The sequence below is a fragment of the Haemophilus parainfluenzae genome (genome assembly GCF_900638025.1).
Taxonomy (GTDB): Bacteria; Pseudomonadota; Gammaproteobacteria; order Enterobacterales; family Pasteurellaceae; genus Haemophilus_D; species Haemophilus_D parainfluenzae_J.
Genome location: NZ_LR134481.1, coordinates 1,871,332 through 1,892,597 on the forward strand (window position 1 = coordinate 1,871,332; position 21,266 = coordinate 1,892,597).

Genomic DNA, 21,266 nt, shown 5'->3' on the forward strand with positions numbered 1-21,266 from the left:
ATGATAATAGAAAAAAAAGAAGTGTCGTCCATCATAAATCCTAAATAAAAGTGATACGCAATTATCACTGATTTTTTAGATTTTTCAACCTTGATATTATAGAATTTGTCGCAATTTACTAAACAAACTATTAGCAAAAGGAATATTTATGTCTAATCCATTACTTCATATTGAAGGCTTACCTCCATTTTCTCAAATTAAACCGGAACATATTCAACCGGCAATCCAAGAACTTATCGAAGAAAATCGTCAAGCTATTGAACAAGTTTTAAAACAACCGCACTCTACTTGGGAAAACTTTATTGAACCGCTTTCTGAAGCAGGCGAGCACTTAAGTCGTGCTTGGTCACCAATTTTCCATTTAAATTCGGTTAAAAACAGCCCAGAATTACGCGATGCATACCAATCCTGCTTACCACTACTCTCTGAATACAGTACTTGGGTAGGCCAGCATAAAGGATTATACAATGCCTACTTGGCCCTAAAAAATAGCCCTGAGTTTGCGACTTATTCCGTCGCGCAAAAGAAAGCCATTGAAAATGCATTACGTGATTTTGAGCTTTCAGGTATCGGTTTATCCGAAGAAAAACAAAAACGTTATGGAGAGATTGTCGCGCGCTTATCTGAGTTAAGCTCACAATTTAGTAATAATGTACTCGATGCCACCATGGGCTGGGAAAAAGTCATTGAAGATGAAAGTGAATTAGCAGGTCTTCCTGAATCTGCATTACTTGCGGCAAAACAATCTGCCGAAAGTAAAGGCTTAAAAGGCTATCGCTTTACGTTAGAAATCCCAAGTTATTTGCCAATCATGACCTATTGTGAAAATGCAGCACTGCGCGAAGAAATGTATCGTGCTTATGCGACTCGCGCTTCTGATCAAGGTCCAAATGCCGGTAAATGGGATAATACGGCGATTATTGAAGAAATCATGACGTTACGCGTGGAATTAGCTAAATTGCTAGGTTTCAATACATACACAGAACGTTCACTTGCCACCAAAATGGCTGAAAACCCACAACAAGTGTTAGACTTCTTAAATAACCTTGCGGATCGTTCAAAAGCACAAGGTGAGAAAGAATTAGCGGAACTCAAAGCTTATTGTGAAAAAGAATTTGGCGTCACTGAACTTGCGCCTTGGGATATCAGTTTCTATTCCGAAAAACAAAAACAACATTTATATGCGATCAATGATGAAGAACTTCGTCCTTATTTCCCTGAAGATCGCGTTATTTCGGGTTTATTTGAATTAATTAAGCGTATTTTTAATATTCGTGCAGTTGAACGTTTTGGCGTAGATACTTGGCATAAAGATGTGCGTTTCTTTGATTTAATTGATGAAACTGATGAAGTACGCGGTAGTTTCTATCTCGATCTTTATGCACGCGAAAATAAACGTGGTGGCGCATGGATGGATGATTGTATCGGCAGAAAACGCAATGCCGACGGTTCAATTCAAAAACCTGTTGCCTATTTAACTTGTAACTTCAATGCGCCTATTGGTGATAAACCTGCGCTATTCACCCATGATGAAGTCACGACTCTCTTCCACGAGTTTGGTCATGGTATTCATCACATGCTCACCAAAGTTGATGTTCCAGATGTCGCGGGTATCAATGGTGTACCTTGGGATGCGGTAGAGCTTCCAAGTCAATTTATGGAAAACTGGTGTTGGGAAAAAGAAGCCCTTGATTTTATTTCGGGTCACTTTGAAACGCACGAACCATTGCCAGAAGAAAAATTAAATCAACTTCTCAAAGCGAAAAACTATCAAGCGGCAATGTTTGTGTTACGTCAGCTTGAATTTGGCTTGTTTGATTTTACCCTTCATCATACTTTTGAAGTGGGTAAAGCTAACCAAGTGCTTGATACCTTAAAAGCTGTGAAAGATAAAGTTGCCGTGATTAAAGGTGTTGAATGGGCAAGAGCGCCACATAGCTTTAGCCATATTTTTGCGGGCGGTTATGCGGCCGGTTATTACAGCTATTTATGGGCTGAAGTGCTATCTGCTGATGCCTTCTCTCGTTTTGAAGAAGAAGGGATTTTCAATCCAGTTACGGGGAAATCCTTCTTAGATGAAATTCTCACTCGCGGTGGCTCTGAAGAACCAATGGTATTATTCAAACGCTTCCGTGGACGTGAACCTCAACTAGACGCATTACTTCGTCATAAAGGCATTGCAAACTAATGAACTAAAAAAGAGCGGTCAAATTTTTGACCGTTTTTTATTTTTCTAATATGTAGAAAATAAAAAAGCCCTCGGTAATCCGAAGGCTTTTATTTTTACTATCGTAATAAAAATTAGCGACGTAAACCTAAACGAGCGATAGTGCTTTGGTATAAAGCAAGATCAGTACGTTTTAAGTAGTCTAAAAGTTTACGACGACGAGAAACCATACGTAATAAACCACGACGACCATGGTGGTCTTTTTTGTGTTCAGCAAAGTGAGCTTGTAAGTGGTTGATTTGTGCAGTTAATAATGCGATTTGAACTTCAGAAGAACCAGTATCTTTCGCATCGCGACCAAATTCAGCAACGATAGCTGCTTTTTTTTCAGTACTTAGAGACATTTTTTACTCCTAAAAGGTAGTGTTATTAATACATCATTCGCCGATCCCTAACTCAGCGATGACAAGAAGCCTGAATTTTAACGATTGAGTAGGATAAAGGCAAGCTTTATTCCACTCATTCCTTAATAAATTAATCTTTCAGCGCTTTGATTTTCTCAATCACGTTCGTAGTTGAACAGCCATTTTCGAAATTTAATACGCGAACATCGCCGCCATTCGCCCACACTTCTTTACTGCCTGCAATCTCTTCTGGTTTGTAATCGCCGCCTTTTACCAATAAATCCGGTAAAATATCGCCGATTAAACGTTGTGGTGTATCTTCATCAAAAGAGGCCACCCAATCCACAGAAGCTAAACCAGCCAATACTGCCATACGTGCATTCAGATTGTTAATTGGACGACTTTCACCTTTTAAGCGTTTGACTGAATCATCCGTATTCACCGCAACAATTAAACGATCACCAAGTTTGCGAGCATTTTCTAAATAAGACACATGACCAGGATGAAGAATGTCAAAACAACCGTTTGTCATCACAATTTTCTCACCGCGCGCTTTAGCATGAGCTACCGCAGTTTTTAATTGGCTTTCTGACATAATACCAAAGCCTGTTTCAGAACGTCCATGAATTGCATTCTCTAATTCCACAGTAGAAACGGTTGATGTACCTAATTTACCAACCACTATACCTGCCGCCACATTGGCTAAGTAACAAGATTCTTCAAAAGAACGGCCATCTGCAAGTGCAGTTGCTAAGACACTGATTACGGTATCACCTGCACCCGTTACATCAAACACTTCTTTTGCAACGGTTGGTAAATGGAACGGTTCTTGATTTGGGCGAAGTAATGTCATGCCTTTTTCAGAGCGCGTTACTAAAAGTGCGGTCAATTCAATGTCTGAAATTAATTTTAAACCTTTTTCAATGATCTCTTCTTCAGAATCACACTTACCTACTACGGCTTCAAACTCTGACATATTTGGTGTCAGTAAAGTCGCACCACGATAACGCTCAAAATCCGTACCTTTTGGATCGATTAACACTGGTATGTTCGCTTTACGTGCAATTTGGATCATCTTTTGCACATCTTTTAACGTACCTTTACCGTAATCAGAAAGCACTAACGCACCAAAGTTTTTCACTTCCGATTCTAATTTCCCAAGCAACTCATTGCATTCCACGTTTTGAAAATCTTCTTCAAAATCTAGACGAAGTAATTGTTGATGGCGAGACAAAATACGCAATTTCGTAATGGTTGGATGGGTATCCAATGCCACAAAATTACAATCAATTTTTTGGTGCTGTAATAAATTAGTTAAGGCTGTCCCTGTTTCATCTTGACCAATTAAACCTAAAATTTGCACAGGTACATTAAGAGAAGCAATATTCATTGCCACGTTTGCTGCACCACCTGCACGCTCTTCATTATCTTGTACACGAACCACAGGAACCGGTGCTTCCGGTGAAATACGATTAGTCGCACCAAACCAGTAACGGTCAAGCATGACATCGCCTAACACTAATACTTTTGCTTGATTAAAATTGGCAGAATATTGAGCCATTTTGAAATCTCTCTGTTGGAATAATAAAAATTCGGCGCAATTTTACCACAACTCAAATTTGCGATAAACTACATGCCAAACTAACCAGAAAAGAATTATGAAAAACGAAAAACTCCCTCAATTTCAACCGCACTTTCTTGCACCAAAATACTGGGGATTTTGGCTTGGTGTGGCGATTTGGCGAAGCCTTTTGTTACTTCCCTATCCAATTCTACGCCACATCGGTAATGGCTTAGGCTGGCTTCTCTCAAAATTAAAAGTAGGAAAACGCCGTGCCGCTATCGCACGCCGAAATCTTGAGCTCTGCTTCCCAGAAATACCCGAGCAAGAACGTGAAACCATTTTACAAGAAAACTTGCGTGCTGTCGGTATGGCGATTATTGAAACCGGCATGGCATGGTTTTGGTCTGATGCGCGCATTAAAAAATGGTCAAAAATTGAAGGCTTAAATTATTTAAAAGAAAATGTTCAAGACGGCATTATCTTTGTGGGAGTTCATTTCCTCACTCTTGAGTTAGGCGCCCGTATTGTGGGCTTAGATCATCCTGGTGTAGGTGTTTATCGTCCCAACGATAATCCAGCTTTTGATTGGTTACAAATTAAAGGTCGCTTACGTTCAAATAAAGATATGCTAAACCGAAAAGATCTGCGTGGCATGCTCAAAGCCTTACGCAAAGGTGAAACCATTTGGTATGCGCCCGATCATGATTACGGCAGAAAAAATGCCGTATTCGTGCCTTTCTTTGCCGTACAAGAAGTGGCAACGACTACGGGGACTTATTATCTGCTTAAATCCGCGCCAAATTGTAAAGTCGTCCCTTTTGCGCCACTACGTAATAAAGACGGTTCAGGCTATACGGTCAGCATTTCTCCACCAGTGGATTTTTCTGATCTTTCAGATGAAACTGCAATTGCTGCAAGAATGAATAAAGTCGTGGAAAAAGAAATCTTAAAAGGCGTGGAACAATACATGTGGTTACACCGCCGATTTAAAACACGTCCAACTGAGGATCAGCCAAGTTTGTATTTGTAAAAAAGATGGTTCTACTAAAAAAATCTGAAAAGGCTAGATGCTATAAAGAATCTAGCCTTTTATTTTATATTAAAATAGGCTATTATTTTTTTGGAAAAAACTCCTTACCTAATAACCAGAGATATCGATCAATTTTTTTTAAGTTAAATCTCTCTAATTTATAATATCTTTGAAAATCTAACAAAATCCCTTTAAATTTTCTGTAGTTTTTTAAATCTTCCTTTCTAAAGGATGAAAACTTATCTACTTTATTAAAATAGAGGAGAACTCTCTCCACATAGCTATCATAAATTGGGAAAGCAATTGGATTATGATGGCTACAATATTTAGTCGCAAAAGAATAAAAATACCTTTTGTTATCACCAATTTTTACGTTTCCTAATTCACTAACCAAATTAATATCGCCAGACTTTAAACGTTTATCTAGATCTTTAACACTTAAAATATGCTCTACAACAGAGTGAATAGCAAAAATATTTGTACTATAAAAATCATTTAAACATGATGCCTTTAATAAAATATCAGCTATTTCAGAATTTCCAGGTAATAACTCTAGAAAAAGTTTATTTAATGCCTCTTCTTGTGAAGTATAACCTTCAAGATTTTTCCATTTATTTAGATATTTATTAACTTCTGAAAAACAGGGTTTAGGAGGTAAAGACTTTTCCACATTTTCTCCAATACTTGATATTTATTTAAATATGGGAACACCAAAACGAATAAGTAATATTTCTTTCTATATACTTGCCATTCCACAATAAAAATAATAAACACCGCATGTATTACACACGGTGTTATTTATAAAGTCAGTCAATCGTAAATCCAACTTATTATATGCTATACCGAATTTTACAATTTGGTAATGCACTTTGAAGTTGATTACACTCATCACTATCAGGTTCTATGCTGTAGTAATCAAAATTCTTAGTATCTTCTAAATAAAGAGTGCTTAAATTAGGCAAAGACGCTAATTTAGCTAATAATTGAATATCTACTTTATTACCAGAAAGGTCTAATTCTTTAATACTAGAGAATGAAATTATCAAATCTATTACATCTTCTTTTACAGACTCATCCCAATCTCTGAATGAAAGTGATGATACATTAAGGTTTTTTAATGCAGCAAGATTACTAATATCCTCATAAGTACCAACATGTAGATTAATTACACAATTTGGTAATTTATCACCTAATGCGGCTAACATACTACACTCATCAGCACTCCAATCCCCCGAATATGGTAAAGAAAGAGTTCTTAAATTAGTCAACGAGGATAATTTTTCTAGAGCATCTCCAAAAACACTATTAGTAGTAAGATCCAGTTCTTTTAGTTGAGGAATTTGAGCAAGCAAATCAATTTCCTCCGAACCAAAACCGCCACCCCAACCATGGAACGATAATGAAGACAATTGCTTAATATGTGACAATTTAGGCAACTCTCTAATATTATACACATTATCCGGAATGACAAATTTATGAGTTATTCCAGGTTCAAAATTACCATCTGAGAAATGCACACCTACAATATAATCTTTCAAATAGAAAGCGATTGCACCATTTCTGTCATAAAGATCTAGTTCTGTAGAAATTTCCTGACTTAAATCATCATATTCAGGAGTTAGGCCATAGTCTTCATCAAGAAATTTATCTTCAATATTCCATAGCACAATATATTTTAGTGTATCTGATAATCCACACCACCATTCCCAATCCTCATCAGAAATATACTCTGTAGTATCAGTATCTGAGATAAGTTCTTCTGGGAATTTATCCTCTGCGAGTTTTGTAGTTTCTCTACGGGTATCAACGCCGTTGATGAAATTAATTAATCGATGGCCAAAATAACGAGTATTCCATTCGTCAGAATATTCAAAACCAAGATCTTCAGAAATTTCTCTTAACATGTTTCGTGTTTTTCTGTCACGGCATCTGATAGTAACGGTATAATCTTCAGCAGATTCAATAATTAAATCTTTATAAATTGCAGAATTTCTAATTTTTTTAGACATAATTACCTCTATCTTACCAAAGTTTTAAAACAACTTGACCAAAAGCAACTAGGATAGGGCTACCATTTAATTCATAGGTATTATTGGATGATGGACTATATTTAGGCTTAATTTTATCTCCATCTACGACCCAAACATCTTTAGACGTGCCTACATATTTAGGCTTTAATTCCCGTCCATCCCACACCCAAACATCTTTAGAAGTACCAACATATTTAGGTTTAATTTCTCTACCAGTTAAAATCCAAACATCACTAGAACTACCACCTGATTTAGGTTTTAACTCACGTCCATCACAAGACCATTTACTTGATAATGAAATTTTTGGCATGATTTACTCCGATTACTTATGTTAAATGTTAATTAAAAATATTTTTATCAGTGTTTGTTTAGTTGGTATGTCAATACCAACTAAAAGAAGTATACTTCTTGGAATAAAACAAAATTAAAACAATTAGTTACATTCTTAATCATATCTTGAGTTAATTGCTCTATTATGCAACTAACTGAGCGAATTCTGCCTATAAAATTTTGTAAAAAAGCTACCATTGAGAGCTGAAAAATCTGTCAATGATTCGATTAAAAAATATCTAAAATTTTTCTTGATCTTTATATAATTTAATATATAGTGAATATCGTTTTAGTTAGATAGTAAACTTGTGTTATGACAAACACACTACTGGCTAGTGCATTCCCCCCCCACTCCTTTTGCACTAGCCATTTTTTTTGAAATCTCTTACCATATCTCACCTTTTTCTTTTTCTTAAAAATCATGAACAACCTAGAACTTGAACGTTTACTAAACGAAAAACTTAGCACAGACAGAATTAACGATTATGCACCTAACGGTTTGCAAGTAGAAGGCAAAACGGAGATCAAAAAGATCATTACGGGTGTCACCGCAAGCCAGGCTTTGATTGATTATGCCGTTACACAACAAGCTGATGCGGTACTTGTCCACCACGGCTATTTTTGGAAAAGTGAAAATCCATGTATTCGCGGCATGAAAGGCAAACGTATCAAAACTTTGCTTGTGAATGACATTAATTTATACAGCTACCACTTGCCTTTGGATGTTCACCCAGAATTAGGCAACAACGCAAAACTTGCTCAGTTATTGGGAATTGACGATCTTCAACCTTTAGAAAATGGCTCAACCAGCATTCCTGTTTGGGGAACATTAAAAGATCCTGTTACCTCTGAAGAGTTTGCGCAACGTATTGAACAAGTGCTTCAACGTAAACCATTAATTTGCACCGAAAACGGACCGCACTTAATTCATAAAATTGGCATTTGTACCGGAGGCGGACAAGGCTATATTGATTTAGCTGCAGCACAAGGTTGTGATGCCTTTATTACCGGTGAGGTTTCGGAGCAAACAATTCACTCTGCTCGTGAGCAAGGTATTCATTTCTTTGCGGCTGGTCACCATGCGACTGAACGCTATGGCATTAAAGCATTAGGTGAATGGTTAGCGGCTGAATATGGCTTGGATGTAGAATTTAAAGATATTGATAATCCGGCGTAACTGGTACAAAGTGTGATTGATTGCTGAAAGCATACAAAACAAGTATAATCTCGTCGATTTTTTTAACTCAAACATAGGAAAAAATATGGGTTTCTTAACTGGTAAACGTATTTTAGTAACAGGTCTTGCAAGCAACCGTTCTATTGCTTACGGGATTGCAAAAGCAATGAAAGAACAAGGCGCTGAACTTGCTTTCACTTATTTAAACGATAAATTACAACCACGCGTAGAAGAATTTGCAAAAGAATTTGGTTCTGACATCGTACTTCCTTTAGACGTAGCGACCGATGAAAGCATCCAAAACTGCTTTGCTGAATTAAGCAAACGTTGGGAAAAATTTGATGGTTTCGTACACGCTATCGCATTTGCACCAGGCGATCAATTAGATGGTGATTACGTACATGCTGCAACGCGTGAAGGCTATCGTATTGCTCACGACATCAGTGCATTCAGCTTCGTTGCTATGGCACAAGCGGCACGTCCTTACTTAAATCCAAACGCTGCATTATTAACGCTTTCTTACTTAGGAGCAGAGCGCGCTATTCCTAACTACAACGTCATGTGTTTAGCAAAAGCATCTCTTGAAGCGGCAACTCGCGTAATGGCAGCAGATTTAGGTAAAGAAGGTATTCGAGTGAATGCAATCTCTGCAGGTCCAATCCGTACTTTAGCCGCATCAGGTATTAAAAACTTTAAGAAAATGCTTGCTACATTCGAGAAAACCGCAGCGTTACGCCGCACTGTTACTATCGAAGATGTGGGCAACTCAGCAGCATTCTTATGTTCTGATTTAGCATCGGGTATTACCGGTGAAATCGTTCACGTAGATGCAGGTTTCAGCATCACTGCAATGGGTGAATTAGGCGAAGAATAATTTTCCATTAAATTTACTGGCAGGTTTGAATGACCTGCCTTTTCCTTTTGTAAGGGCGGACTCCGATCCGTCATTATTATTTTTACTCTATTTAGCAGACTAAGAATTAAAGTCTACTCTATGATTGATAATTATGTTCCAAGATAATCCACTACTTGCACAACTTAAACAACAAATCCATGACAGCAAAGAACGCGTTGAAGGCGTGGTAAAAGGTACTGATAAAGCTTATGGCTTTCTCGAGTGCGATAAGAAAAGCTACTTCATTGCACCTGCCGCAATGAAAAAGGTTATGCACGGTGACAAAATCAAAGCTACCATTGAAAAACAAGGCGATAAAGAGCAAGCTGAACCTGAAGAATTAATTGAACCAATGCTCACTCGCTTTATTGCCAAAGTGCGATTCAATAAAGACAAGAAATTGCAAGTTTTGGTTGATCACCCAAGTATCAACCAACCCATTGGTGCACAACAAGTTAAATCCGTAAAAGAAGAATTACAAGAAGGCGACTGGGTCGTAGCAAATTTGAAAACGCACCCATTACGTGATGATCGCTTTTTCTATGCCACTATCAATCAATTTATCTGCCGTGCTGATGATGAATTTGCCCCTTGGTGGGTAACATTGGCACGTCATGAGCAATCTCGTTATTCTGTGCAAGGTGCAGAAAGTTATGAAATGTTAGATCAACAAACCCGTGAAGATCTGACCGCACTTCATTTTGTCACTATTGACTCTGAAAGCACACAGGATATGGACGATGCTCTTTACATCGAACCTATCGAACAAAATGGTACGCAAACCGGCTGGCGATTAGTCGTTGCGATTGCTGATCCAACAGCTTACATTGCATTAGATTCACAAATTGAAAAAGATGCGAAACAGCGTTGTTTCACCAATTATTTGCCAGGCTTCAACATCCCAATGCTGCCGCGTGAATTGTCTGATGAATTATGCTCATTAATGGCAAATGAAACTCGTCCTGCATTAGTGTGTTACATTGAAACGGATCTTGCAGGTAACATCACGGCTAAACCGCATTTTGTATCGGCTTATGTACAATCTAAAGCAAAATTAGCCTATAACAAGATTTCAGATTATTTAGAACAAGTACCTGATGCATGGCAACCGGAAACATCTGAAATTACCCAGCAAATTGATTGGTTACATCAATTTACTCAAGCGCGTATTCAATGGCGTAAAACGCATTCTCTTTTATTTAAAGAAAAACCGGATTACTCCTTTATTCTCGCTGAAAATGGCAAAGTGAAAGAAATTAAAGCGGAATATCGTCGTATTGCAAATCAAATCGTAGAAGAATCCATGATCATTGCCAACATTTGTGCTGCTCAATTCTTAGCTGAACAAGCACAAACCGGTATTTTTAATACACACTCGGGGTTTGATAAGAAATTCTTAGAAAACGCGCATAATTTCTTAATGGCAAATTTAGCTAATGAAGAAAATCAAGCTGAGCTTGCTGAGCGTTATTCTGTGGAAAATTTGGCAACCTTAAAGGGTTATTGCCAAATGCGTCATGATATTGAACCAATTGAAGGTGACTATTTAGAATTCCGTTTACGTCGTTATTTAACCTTTGCGGAATTTAAATCGGAACTTGCTCCACATTTTGGGCTTGGATTAGAAGGTTATGCAACCTGGACATCGCCTATCCGTAAATATTCCGATATGGTGAACCATCGTTTAATTAAAGCCGTGCTCACACAGCAAGCTTGTGAAAAACCACAAGATGAAGTCCTTGCTCGCTTACAAGAAGCCCGTCGCCAAAATCGCTTGGTTGAGCGTGATATCGCAGACTGGTTATATTGTCGCTATCTTGCTGACAAAGTCGCTGAAAATACTGAATTTGATGCAGAAGTGCAAGATGTAATGCGTGGCGGTTTACGTGTTCAATTATTGGAAAATGGTGCATCAATGTTCGTACCGGCCTCTACACTGCATCTGAATAAAGCTGAAATGCAAGTGAACACTGATGAATTGGCCTTGTATATTCAAGGAGAACGTCGCTACAAAATCGGCGATTTAGTGAAAGTGAAACTCACCGAAGTGCGAGAGGAAACTCGTAGCATTGTAGGAAATATTATGATATAGGCATATAAAATTTGCACCTCAATTATTGGCTGTTTAGTCCAACTTTTGGGGTGCAAATCATTTTTTAACCGTACTTTTTATTTAAATTACTTTAACCAAAATTGTCCTTTGAAAATTTTTCCTAGTGTTATCAGTACTAAACCACTCATCATCAGGTTAGCAAAGATAAATGCACCATTTGCCAAGCCACTCAGTACATTATGATGAACGAAAAAAACGGCCCCATTCGCTAAAGAAGCTAATCCGAATGAAAAAGCCCAGAAGCCAATATTTAGCCCTTTTTCACTAATCCAAGGGAACAGGCGAATTAAAAAGAACATTTGTAAAAAACCGTATCCCCATAAGAACTTAACGAAAAGATCGATCTCTCCCCCATTAAGCGATAAGTAAGCCGACGATCCCACGAATGCCGGCGCTAAAATGATCCCCATGGTTGGACGAAATTGTGGTTCAATTTGCAACACGCGTAAGCGCTGGAATAACACCGGTTCATAAATAATCCAAGCAATCATCCCCGCCCCTAAGAACAAATAGCCTAAATCGTGATAGCCTAACAAGGCCAATGATGATGCACTGGTGAAATTAGTTGCGACAGAGGGCAAATAAAATGGTGGCAATGTCGATTTTTCCTCAAATGTGCCATCTTTCCATAACGCACTAATACGCACGGAAGCAAACAATAATTGTCCAATTGTCCCGATCCAAATTAATCCCTCACCAATGAGAGGAAACCAACGATACAGAATATCCCCGCTTAACATCGTTGTAATCGGTATTAAAGCGAGAAAAGAAAAACGTATCGGACAACAATATTCATCGCGTACTTCGTGAGAGAAATAAATCATTTTATAAATATAAAGTAAGACGAAAAGTGCCCATACTGAAACAGACGTTACGCCAATAATATCACTCACATTCCGAGAAAAAGAGAGCGTATCGCCCATATGTAGCCAAGCTAAAGACAAGGCACCTAAACCTAATGGAATCGCAAAATATCCAGTTGGTAATGGAAACGGTCGTTTATCAGTCATTATGATTCTCCTAAAAATTGATACCTTGTAAGATTACCCATAAATGCGCAAATATTGATGTGGATTTATCTCAAAGACTAGAATAAAAATCTCATTTCTCTAAATGAAAGAAAGGGCTAATAAACATTAGCCCTAAATTGAATTAATATATTGTTAATTATTTGCCAATCACTTCTAATCCGCCCATGTAAGGACGTAATACTTCTGGTACTGTAATTGAGCCATCTGCATTTTGATAGTTCTCAAGCACAGCCACTAATGTACGTCCTACTGCTAAACCAGAGCCGTTTAATGTGTGCACTAAGCGAGTTTTCTTATCCCCTTTCGCTTTGCAACGAGCTTGCATACGACGCGCTTGGAAATCCCACATGTTAGAGCAAGAAGAAATCTCACGGTAAGTATCTTGTGCAGGCACCCACACTTCTAAGTCGTAAGTTTTGCAAGAACCAAAGCCCATATCACCAGTACAAAGCAATACTTTACGATAGGGTAAATTTAAAAGTTGTAGTACTTTTTCTGCATGGCCTGTTAATTCTTCAAGCGCTTCCATAGATTTATCAGGATCGACGATTTGTACCATTTCCACTTTATCAAATTGGTGCATACGAATTAAGCCACGGGTATCACGGCCATACGATCCCGCTTCAGAACGGAAACATGGTGTATGTGCGGTCATTTTGATTGGCAATTCTGCTTCATCAATAATCACATCACGTACAAGGTTAGTCACTGGCACTTCCGCTGTTGGAATTAATGCGTAAGGTTGCTCACCTTCTAACGCTAAAGTATGGAATAAATCTTCACCAAATTTTGGTAATTGACCTGTTCCATAAAGAGTCGCATGGTTAACTAAATAAGGTACATAAGCTTCTAAATAACCATGTTGTTCGGTATGAAGATCTAACATGAATTGTGCTAATGCACGGTGCATTTTAGCAATTTGACCTTTCATGACCGCAAAGCGCGCACCCGCTAATTTAGCCCCTGCTGCAAAATCTAAGCCATTAGCATCTTCACCTAATGACACGTGATCTTTGATCTCAAAATCAAACGTACGCGGTGTACCCCAACGTAAAATTTCTTTATTTTCAGTGTCGTCTTTACCTAATGGCACTTCATCTGCCGGGATGTTTGGAATGCTTAACGCAATTTGATTGATTTCTGCTAACACGGCATCAAGTTGCGTTTTCGCTTCGTTAAGCTGTTCACCCATGTTATCCACTTCGGCCAATAATGGCTCAATGTCTTCACCACGTGCTTTTGCTGCACCAATAGCTTTGGAACGTGCGTTACGTTCAGCTTGTAATGTTTCAGTTTTTACTTGTAAATCTTTGCGTTGTTCTTCTAATGCGGTAAGTTTTTCCGTATCAAGAATAAAGTTACGTTTTACTTTTAATTTTTCTGCTACTTCAGCCAGATTATTACGGAGTAAATTTGGATCGATCATTGGAATTCCCTATTTTTCATTATGAAACAGATACCTTTATTCTAGCGTGCTTTGAGCAAATAAACCAGTTAAAAGCCTGATATTTCTTTTATTAATCTCGTCAAAAACATCCCATTTTATGACCGCACTTAGCCATGATTTAATTTTGTGATCTCTGTCAAATTCTGAGAATGAGACACTAGAAACAGAAAAAAAAAGTTCTATAATGAAAATGAACGTTAACCAAGAGGAGTAACCTATGTTTCCTGAATTTCGCGATTTAATCACTAAGCTTAAAAACAAAGATGCTTATTTTGATCGCTTGTTTGAAAAACACAATGCATTAGACCAAGAGATCAAAAATAAGATTGATAACATAGAACTCGCTACTCATACGGAAATTGAGAACTTGAAAAAAGAAAAATTACGGATTAAAGACGAGCTCTATCAATACTTGAAAAAGAAAGCAGCTGAGTAATTGGTTTAATGTAAAGACAAAGTGCGGTGAAATTTACCGCACTTTTTTGTTTTAAGAGATTTTGCTTTATCCATTAAATAAACATCGCCCAGACTGGCAAGCTACTAGTCATAAAGAATAAAATGAGTAGGCTGTTATAGCTGAGCTTCCATTTATTTACACTGTGTAAGAGCAATACACCCGCTATCACTAAGTGAAGCAGGAAATAAATGCCGTATGCCCAAGCACTGATAAAACTGACCGTACTTACACCTTGATAAATAATAAAAATAAGTACTGCCAATGCATTAAGCGCAAGCAGTAAAATCATCAATAATGGCAGCAATGCTATAAAACCTTGTAAACGATTACGAGAAACGGACAAGCATAAATTCGCCAACAATACGCCCACCACAGCTTGTGCCAGTGGGTTATATTGCATGAAATTCGGTGTTGGATTGCCAAAGAAAATCATCAGATAGGCAATGACACCAAATCCACTCACCAAAGATGCCATTAAGAGAAAACCACGGCGAGCGACGTCATCTTTAGGTTGTTTCCACACTGCATATACGGCAGATAATCCGCATAAGCTGACAATATCCGTTATCACGTAATGATGTGGTGAGGCCAAGCTCATCCCTAGCCAAACGAACCAATAAAGTGCAAAACAAGCATTTGCTTTGATTAAACGTCCACGCTGCCCTGGACAAATTTCCCCTTTAATAAAGGCAACTAAACAAAGCAATTGGGCAATCAGCACGCTAAAGGCTAAATGAGGAATCAATTTTTCAGCAAGTTGCAAAGATTCTATAAAAAAATCGACCATTAATAGCAACCCAATTGGCAATATCGCAAGAAATACTGCCAAGGGTTTGGATTGTTCTTCTGACATAAAATTCTCGATTAGAAAAAGAAGGCGTCATTATGCCAAAATTTACGGCTTTTTTTAATGGCTTTCGTGCATTTTGCCTCATTCCCTTTTAAAATAAGCAAAATGATACCCCTACTTTAGGAACCACAAAAAAAATGCTATTAAGCATACTTTATATTATTGGCATTACCGCCGAAGGAATTACCGGCGCATTAGCTGCCGGACGAGAAAAAATGGATATTTTCGGGGTCATTATTATCGCCTGTGTCACGGCGATTGGCGGTGGATCGGTACGCGATGTATTACTAGGGCACTACCCGCTTGGCTGGGTTAAACATCCTGAATATTTCATTATGGTGGCTGGTGCAGCTGTATTAACCGTTTTTATCGCGCCCTTCATCAAACATTTTATGCGCTACTTTCGCACCATTTTCTTAGTATTAGATGCTTTAGGATTAATCGTGTATTCCATTATCGGTGCGCAAATTGCCATTGATATGGGTTATGGCTTTACCGTGACATCCATTGCGGCAACCGTAACAGGGGCATTTGGTGGTGTGTTGCGTGATTTACTTTGTAACCGCATTCCTCTTGTATTCCAAAAAGAACTTTACGCGAGCGTGTCTTTCTTCTCCGCTGCGATGTATATGGCACTCCAACATATTCAATTAGATCATACATTTACGATTTTACTGACTTTATTCAGTGGTTTTTCATTGCGTTTACTTGCTGTTCGATTTGGCTGGGCCTTACCCGTTTTCGATTTCCAAGAGCAAGAAGATGAAACAAATGATAAATTACCGAAGAAAACGAAATAATTAAAAGGAATAATTATGTTAGAACAAATGGGCAAACAGGCTAAAGATGCAGCGTTTATTTTAGCGCAGTTAAACACTACTGAAAAAAATCATGCGCTCAGTATCATTACGGAACAATTAGAACAACAAGCTGACCGTATTCTAGCCGCAAACCAAAAAGATATTGAAATTGCGAAACAACATGGCTTATCTGAAGCATTAATTGATCGTCTTTTATTAACTGAAGATCGCCTAAAAGGTATTGCGAATGATGTGCGCCATGTGATTTCTCTTGCCGATCCAGTAGGTAAAATCATTGATGGTGGCACCTTAGATAGCGGATTAAAGATCGAACGAGTTCGTACCCCGCTTGGCGTGATAGGTACCATTTACGAAGCGCGTCCAAATGTCACCATTGATGTGGCGAGCCTTTGCTTAAAAACGGGCAATGCCGTGATTTTACGTGGAGGAAAAGAAACACAACATTCCAACAAAATTTTAGTGGAAGTGGTACAAAATGCCCTTGAACAAGCGGGATTACCGCGCCATGCAGTCCAAGCCATTACCGATCCGAATCGTGAACTTGTGATGCAACTGCTTAAATTGGATCGCTATGTGGATATGATTATTCCTCGTGGCGGTGCGGGCTTACATGAGCTTTGCAAACAACATTCCACCATTCCGGTAATTGTCGGTGGTGTGGGTGTTTGCCATCTTTTTGTGGAAGAAAGTGCTGACCAAGAAAAAGCCCTTGCGGTGATTGCTAACGCAAAATGCCAACGTCCAAGCACATGTAATACGTTGGAAACGCTTTTAGTTCAACGTTCAATTGCAAAAAGCTTCCTGCCAAAACTCGCGAAATATTTAGCCGAGAAAAAAGTGAAATTCCATGCTAAATCGACCGCACTTTCGACTCTTCAAGCTGCAAATGTTGATGTGCAAGAAGTGACTGAACAAGCGCTACGCCAAGAATGGGGCTCATTGGATCTCAATGTTGTAGTCGTTGAAGATATGGATGCGGCGATTGCTCACATTCGTGAATATGGCACACAACATTCAGAAAGTATCTTGACGGAAAATCAACGACTAGCCGCACAATTTATCAATCAAGTGGATGCAGCAGCCGTGTATGTTAATGCAAGTACTCGATTTACCGATGGCGGACAATTTGGTTTAGGTGCAGAAGTGGCGGTAAGTACTCAAAAACTTCATGCTCGAGGCCCAATGGGATTAGAAGCCTTAACCAGTTATAAATGGGTTTGTGTCGGCGATTACACTTCTCGCAAATAGTCTGTTTCATCTATAAAAAAACCGCACCTTGAAAGCATCAAAGTGCGGTTATTTTTTATCTCGTTTTTAGTGTTTACCGAATAATTTCATCGCGGGTAATACAATCGCACAAGCAATCGCGCCTACAATCACACCCACGACTAACGTCGCCACATTACCTAATAGGCCATCTGCCAATTGATAATCAGCGAGCAAATGATGAATGAAATCCACATTATGTACGAAAATACCACCACCGACTAAGAACATCGCAAGCGTACCGATAAAACTAAGTGAACGCATAAATTTAGGCATAATCACTAAAATTGCGTTCCCAATTGACTTCGCTACGCCACCTTTTTTGATAAGGTATAAACCGAAATCATCTGCTCTAACAATCAATGCGACCAAGCCATAAACAAAAATAGTAATCCCAATACCCACTACCGAAAGGGAAATAATGCGAGTCAGCAAGCTCGCTTCGGTTAATTCGCCCAATGCAATAATGATAATTTCAGCGGAAAGAATAAAATCAGTACGAATTGCCCCCTTAATTTTAGCGGCTTCATTAAAGGTTGTTTTTTCTTCATGCTCTTCATGAGCAATAAATTTATGTAGAATTTTCTCTACACCTTCAAAACATAAATACGCCCCACCAATCATCAGAAGTGGCACGATCAACCAAGGTAAAAACGCAGAAAGCAGTAAAGCAATTGGAATTAAAATGATTTTATTGACTAACGATCCTTTGGTGACAGCCCAAACAATAGGTAATTCACGATCGGAAGATGCCCCTGTTACCTGATTAGCATTTAAGGCTAAGTCATCGCCTACCACGCCAACGGTTTTCTTGGCTGCCATTTTGGTCATCAAGGCGACATCATCAAGAATCGATGCAATGTCATCAATAAGAGTAAAAAGAGAGCTAAACGCCATATTCTTTCCTTTGTAAAGTTAAAATTTAGAGAAATGAGTTTTAGACTGGTCGAATGCTTTCGACATCCAACTTCGCATCAAACTCTTTTTGTAATAAAAGCAGTTTTTTATCTTGCTGTAAATCCGTACTCGCCTGTTCACGCAAGTTTTGATAAACCTTTTTACGGTAATCCATCGGTGTTAAAACATCGGAATCTTCAACAAAAATCGACAATTTGACTGGTTTTTCATATAAACGTTCAAGATGTTCCACTAAATTTTTAATATTTCGATCTTGTTTTAAATGCGCTTTTTCAGAATGAAGTCCGAGTTGAATTTCATCTTCTGTTTGCGACTTAATAAAGCAATTTAATGCCAACTCTTTTGAAAAGCCAATCACACCAGAACGTTCGACAATATCCGTCCAAGGATCTTGTTTTTGCGTAATTTGAATAATTTTCTCACGCAATTCTGGTGTCACATCTTTCAACATTGCCTGTTTAATATCAGAAGGACGCACACCGCTATCCACTTTAGCTAAATCCGGATTACTCCACTCCCAACGATAGGTTTCCGCATCCAGAGTTTCTTGCTCTTCCGCGTCCATTTCAGCGTTGTCATCAATGGTATTTTCAACCGTCTCAATACCTTGCTTTAACTCGTCAGCTTGTTGACTAATCGGATTTAACACCGCTGCTTTCGTTTGCGTAGCTTTCGTTTGCGCAGCTTTCGGTGGTGTCATCTCTCGCACAGGAAGTTCGGTCATTTTGGGTGAATTTTTTTGCTCATCTAACTCTTGAAGATGATGCAAGGTTTCTTCCACTGCGGCTTGCTGTTCATCATGATGATGTTGGCGTTCTGATTGCTCAATTTGCGTTAATTGATTCAATGCTTCTAATGCCGCAAGACTGGCTAAATTTAATGAAGACGTTGTTTGAGTGGAAACAGGTTGAGAAGGTGAAGAATGCACAATCGCCGATTGAGCCATTGACTTTTTCGCTTGTGCAGAATAATTTGCTTTGATGTTTTGCGACAGCACCGGCATATCCACATAACCAGAAACAGGCTGATTTTCAACCGCACTTTTCTGTGTATTTTGTTCAGGGGATAGCCCGCCTTGTTTAGGCGTTTGTGCTGCCGTAAGGAACTTTGGGTGGAATGCCAACGCCCTCAATAATGTCATTTCTGCGCCAATTCGACGATTTGGTGCGGAGGCCAATTCTTTTCGACCTGATACAATCACTTGATAGAAAAATTGTACGTCTTCCGGTGAAATATGTTTAGCCAGAAAGCCTAAGTGATCGTTTTCATCGGTAGCACTTTTAGCGAGTAACTGCATTAATGCAATTTGATGTAATTTCTCAGCTGTTTCTGCCAATAATTCATCCCAATCGCCCGCTTTTTCTGCCACTGTTTGGATGGTTTTCATTAAACGCTCACCGTTACCTTGATGTAAGGCGTAAATGATTTCAATTGGCTGTTCTTCATCTAAAAGCCCAAGCATGGTATTCACCACATCAGTGGAAACTTTACCGTTGCCCATGGCTATCGCTTGATCCGTTAAACTTAAGCTATCACGAATACTCCCCTGCGCCGCTTTGGCTAATTTATCCAATGCAGGTGCATCAAAAGGAATATTTTCGGCAGTAAGCACGCGATTAAGATGCGCTGAAATTTGCGGTTCATCTAATGCTTTGAGATGAAATTGCATACAACGGGATAAAATCGTAATCGGTAATTTTTGAGGATCCGTTGTAGCGAGTAGAAATTTCACATATTCAGGTGGCTCTTCCAAGGTTTTTAACAACGCATTGAAAGAATGGCGGGAAAGCATATGCACTTCATCGATGAGATAGACTTTATAACGCCCCACTACCGGCTTATATTGCACATTGTCTAATAGCTCACGCGTATCTTCTACTTTAGTACGAGAAGCCGCATCGATTTCAATTAAATCAATAAAGTTGCCCGCTTCGATCGCTTTGCAGTTTTCACATTGACCGCAAGGATCGGCAGTAATACCATTTACGCAGTTCAAGCCCTTCGCAAATAAACGAGCAATGGAGGTTTTACCCACGCCACGGGTGCCGGAAAATAAATAAGCATGATGTAAACGGTTTTCTTTTAAACCGTTTTCCAAAGCAGTGAGTACATGGCTTTGCCCCACTACTTCAGAAAAGTTTTTTGGTCGCCATTTTCTGGCTAAAACTTGGTAGCTCATCGCATCTCTTTAAAAATTAATGGCCTTCAAAATTGACTAAGGTGTAGCAATCAATGCCTAAATCACGTAAGCGTTTTTCGCCCCCTAATTCTGGCAAATTAATCACAAAGGCAGCATGTTTCACATCTCCACCTAAACGTTGAACTAATTTTACGGTTGCTTCAACTGTACCACCCGTTGCTAACAAGTCATCAATGATTAACACGTTATCACCTTGTGAAATCGCATCTGTATGCAATTCAAGGGTATCTTGACCGTATTCTAATTGATAAGACTGTGCAATCACTTCACGCGGTAATTTGCCTGGTTTACGAACGGGGATAAATGGCAAGCCTAATGCTAATGCAACTGGCGCACCAAAAATAAATCCACGAGACTCGGTACCAATTACTTTTGTGAGTCCTTGATCTTTATACTTTTCAACAATCAAATCGATTGTGGCTTTAAAAGCTGCAGGCACTTCAAGTAAGCTCGTGATATCACGGAAAATAATGCCTTCTTTTGGATGATTTGGAATAGATTTGATAGATGATTTGATTAATTCAAGTTGTTTGTTCATAAATAATTGCTCAAAAAAGAGTAAGAAA

19 protein-coding genes are annotated in these 21,266 nt (G+C 38.7%); 8 read left to right on the forward strand and 11 right to left on the reverse strand.

The features are described from left to right. Positions 1-148: 148 nt before the first annotated feature. Positions 149-2,188 carry an oligopeptidase A gene (prlC, locus tag EL215_RS09325; protein WP_126471708.1) on the forward strand — a complete coding sequence of 680 codons (2,040 nt, stop codon included), beginning with the start codon at positions 149-151 and terminating at the stop codon, positions 2,186-2,188. A 113-nt stretch (positions 2,189-2,301) separates the two neighbouring features. Here prlC and rpsO read toward each other — a convergent pair whose 3' ends face one another. Beyond that, the gene (rpsO, locus tag EL215_RS09330; protein ID WP_005628925.1) at positions 2,302-2,571 is read right to left on the reverse strand and encodes a 30S ribosomal protein S15; all 270 of its coding nucleotides are present in this window, start codon (positions 2,569-2,571) and stop codon (positions 2,302-2,304) included. A 130-nt stretch (positions 2,572-2,701) separates the two neighbouring features. Next, positions 2,702-4,132 (reverse strand): bifunctional D-glycero-beta-D-manno-heptose-7-phosphate kinase/D-glycero-beta-D-manno-heptose 1-phosphate adenylyltransferase HldE, encoded by a 1,431-nt coding sequence (hldE, locus tag EL215_RS09335; protein WP_126471710.1) that lies wholly within the window; start codon positions 4,130-4,132, stop codon positions 2,702-2,704. Between the two features lie 97 nt (positions 4,133-4,229). Between hldE and EL215_RS09340 the strand changes: the two genes are divergently transcribed. Further along, the gene (locus tag EL215_RS09340) at positions 4,230-5,165 is read left to right on the forward strand and encodes a Kdo(2)-lipid IV(A) acyltransferase (protein ID WP_126471712.1); all 936 of its coding nucleotides are present in this window, start codon (positions 4,230-4,232) and stop codon (positions 5,163-5,165) included. A gap of 82 nt (positions 5,166-5,247) precedes the next feature. Here EL215_RS09340 and EL215_RS09345 read toward each other — a convergent pair whose 3' ends face one another. The 3 genes from EL215_RS09345 to EL215_RS09355 form a co-directional block, all read right to left on the reverse strand. Further along, positions 5,248-5,835 (reverse strand): Dag1 family anti-phage DNA glycosylase, encoded by a 588-nt coding sequence (locus tag EL215_RS09345; protein ID WP_126471714.1) that lies wholly within the window; start codon positions 5,833-5,835, stop codon positions 5,248-5,250. A 160-nt stretch (positions 5,836-5,995) separates the two neighbouring features. Then, positions 5,996-7,174 (reverse strand): leucine-rich repeat domain-containing protein, encoded by a 1,179-nt coding sequence (locus EL215_RS09350; protein ID WP_126471716.1) that lies wholly within the window; start codon positions 7,172-7,174, stop codon positions 5,996-5,998. Positions 7,175-7,187: 13 nt separating this feature from the next. Further along, positions 7,188-7,505, reverse strand: coding sequence for a hypothetical protein (locus EL215_RS09355; protein WP_126471717.1), 318 nt, complete (start codon positions 7,503-7,505; stop codon positions 7,188-7,190). A gap of 441 nt (positions 7,506-7,946) precedes the next feature. On the opposite strand from EL215_RS09355, the gene EL215_RS09360 reads away from it, so the two are divergent. The 3 genes from EL215_RS09360 (at position 7,947) to rnb (ending at position 11,689) form a co-directional block, all read left to right on the forward strand. After that, positions 7,947-8,702: a Nif3-like dinuclear metal center hexameric protein gene (locus EL215_RS09360; protein ID WP_126471719.1), complete on the forward strand. Its 756-nt coding sequence runs from the start codon at positions 7,947-7,949 to the stop codon at positions 8,700-8,702. A gap of 85 nt (positions 8,703-8,787) precedes the next feature. Then, positions 8,788-9,576, forward strand: coding sequence for an SDR family oxidoreductase (locus EL215_RS09365; protein ID WP_049357586.1), 789 nt, complete (start codon positions 8,788-8,790; stop codon positions 9,574-9,576). A gap of 133 nt (positions 9,577-9,709) precedes the next feature. Beyond that, complete coding sequence (rnb, locus tag EL215_RS09370; RefSeq protein ID WP_126471721.1) at positions 9,710-11,689, forward strand: exoribonuclease II; 1,980 nt, start codon at positions 9,710-9,712, stop codon at positions 11,687-11,689. Positions 11,690-11,775: 86 nt separating this feature from the next. Here the strand turns inward: rnb and tehA are convergent, their stop codons facing one another. Together tehA and serS are read right to left on the reverse strand one after the other, a co-directional pair. Next, complete coding sequence (gene tehA, locus EL215_RS09375) at positions 11,776-12,720, reverse strand: dicarboxylate transporter/tellurite-resistance protein TehA (protein ID WP_049357590.1); 945 nt, start codon at positions 12,718-12,720, stop codon at positions 11,776-11,778. A 157-nt stretch (positions 12,721-12,877) separates the two neighbouring features. Next, positions 12,878-14,167, reverse strand: a complete 1,290-nt coding sequence (serS, locus tag EL215_RS09380; protein WP_049357592.1) for a serine--tRNA ligase — start codon at positions 14,165-14,167, stop codon at positions 12,878-12,880. A gap of 238 nt (positions 14,168-14,405) precedes the next feature. Here serS and EL215_RS09385 point away from each other — a divergent pair, with 238 nt between their 5' ends. Next, positions 14,406-14,624, forward strand: coding sequence for an HP1242/YdcH family protein (locus EL215_RS09385; protein ID WP_049357594.1), 219 nt, complete (start codon positions 14,406-14,408; stop codon positions 14,622-14,624). Positions 14,625-14,697: 73 nt separating this feature from the next. Here the strand turns inward: EL215_RS09385 and EL215_RS09390 are convergent, their stop codons facing one another. After that, positions 14,698-15,498, reverse strand: coding sequence for an HI_1241 family integral membrane domain (locus tag EL215_RS09390; protein ID WP_126471723.1), 801 nt, complete (start codon positions 15,496-15,498; stop codon positions 14,698-14,700). A gap of 134 nt (positions 15,499-15,632) precedes the next feature. Between EL215_RS09390 and EL215_RS09395 the strand changes: the two genes are divergently transcribed. Together EL215_RS09395 and proA are read left to right on the forward strand one after the other, a co-directional pair. After that, complete coding sequence (locus tag EL215_RS09395; protein ID WP_126471725.1) at positions 15,633-16,295, forward strand: trimeric intracellular cation channel family protein; 663 nt, start codon at positions 15,633-15,635, stop codon at positions 16,293-16,295. Positions 16,296-16,310: 15 nt separating this feature from the next. After that, on the forward strand, positions 16,311-17,564 hold the full coding sequence (gene proA / locus EL215_RS09400; protein WP_126471727.1) for a glutamate-5-semialdehyde dehydrogenase: 1,254 nt from the start codon (positions 16,311-16,313) through the stop codon (positions 17,562-17,564). A 66-nt stretch (positions 17,565-17,630) separates the two neighbouring features. Here the strand turns inward: proA and EL215_RS09405 are convergent, their stop codons facing one another. Genes EL215_RS09405 through apt form a run of 3 tightly spaced genes read right to left on the reverse strand, consistent with a single transcriptional unit; the run spans position 17,631 to position 21,238 of the window. Further along, positions 17,631-18,479, reverse strand: coding sequence for a DUF808 domain-containing protein (locus tag EL215_RS09405; RefSeq protein ID WP_126471729.1), 849 nt, complete (start codon positions 18,477-18,479; stop codon positions 17,631-17,633). Between the two features lie 40 nt (positions 18,480-18,519). Further along, entirely contained in the window at positions 18,520-20,679 is a 2,160-nt protein-coding gene (gene dnaX, locus EL215_RS09410; RefSeq protein WP_126471731.1) for a DNA polymerase III subunit gamma/tau, read from the reverse strand. 16 nt (positions 20,680-20,695) lie between these two features. After that, positions 20,696-21,238, reverse strand: a complete 543-nt coding sequence (gene apt / locus EL215_RS09415) for an adenine phosphoribosyltransferase (RefSeq protein ID WP_049357606.1) — start codon at positions 21,236-21,238, stop codon at positions 20,696-20,698. Positions 21,239-21,266: the final 28 nt, after the last annotated feature.

Bases quoted from the DNA above. Each gene is read 5' to 3' on its own strand.
- prlC (WP_126471708.1), top strand. From the start codon at position 149: ATGTCTAATCCATTACTTCATATTGAAGGCTTACCTCCATTTTCTCAA.
- rpsO (WP_005628925.1), bottom strand. From the start codon at position 2,571: ATGTCTCTAAGTACTGAAAAAAAAGCAGCTATCGTTGCTGAATTTGGT.
- hldE (WP_126471710.1), bottom strand. From the start codon at position 4,132: ATGGCTCAATATTCTGCCAATTTTAATCAAGCAAAAGTATTAGTGTTA.
- EL215_RS09340 (WP_126471712.1), top strand. From the start codon at position 4,230: ATGAAAAACGAAAAACTCCCTCAATTTCAACCGCACTTTCTTGCACCA.
- EL215_RS09350 (WP_126471716.1), bottom strand. From the start codon at position 7,174: ATGTCTAAAAAAATTAGAAATTCTGCAATTTATAAAGATTTAATTATT.
- EL215_RS09355 (WP_126471717.1), bottom strand. From the start codon at position 7,505: ATGCCAAAAATTTCATTATCAAGTAAATGGTCTTGTGATGGACGTGAG.
- EL215_RS09360 (WP_126471719.1), top strand. From the start codon at position 7,947: ATGAACAACCTAGAACTTGAACGTTTACTAAACGAAAAACTTAGCACA.
- EL215_RS09365 (WP_049357586.1), top strand. From the start codon at position 8,788: ATGGGTTTCTTAACTGGTAAACGTATTTTAGTAACAGGTCTTGCAAGC.
- rnb (WP_126471721.1), top strand. From the start codon at position 9,710: ATGTTCCAAGATAATCCACTACTTGCACAACTTAAACAACAAATCCAT.
- tehA (WP_049357590.1), bottom strand. From the start codon at position 12,720: ATGACTGATAAACGACCGTTTCCATTACCAACTGGATATTTTGCGATT.
- serS (WP_049357592.1), bottom strand. From the start codon at position 14,167: ATGATCGATCCAAATTTACTCCGTAATAATCTGGCTGAAGTAGCAGAA.
- EL215_RS09385 (WP_049357594.1), top strand. From the start codon at position 14,406: ATGTTTCCTGAATTTCGCGATTTAATCACTAAGCTTAAAAACAAAGAT.
- EL215_RS09390 (WP_126471723.1), bottom strand. From the start codon at position 15,498: ATGTCAGAAGAACAATCCAAACCCTTGGCAGTATTTCTTGCGATATTG.
- EL215_RS09395 (WP_126471725.1), top strand. From the start codon at position 15,633: ATGCTATTAAGCATACTTTATATTATTGGCATTACCGCCGAAGGAATT.
- proA (WP_126471727.1), top strand. From the start codon at position 16,311: ATGTTAGAACAAATGGGCAAACAGGCTAAAGATGCAGCGTTTATTTTA.
- EL215_RS09405 (WP_126471729.1), bottom strand. From the start codon at position 18,479: ATGGCGTTTAGCTCTCTTTTTACTCTTATTGATGACATTGCATCGATT.
- dnaX (WP_126471731.1), bottom strand. From the start codon at position 20,679: ATGAGCTACCAAGTTTTAGCCAGAAAATGGCGACCAAAAAACTTTTCT.
- apt (WP_049357606.1), bottom strand. From the start codon at position 21,238: ATGAACAAACAACTTGAATTAATCAAATCATCTATCAAATCTATTCCA.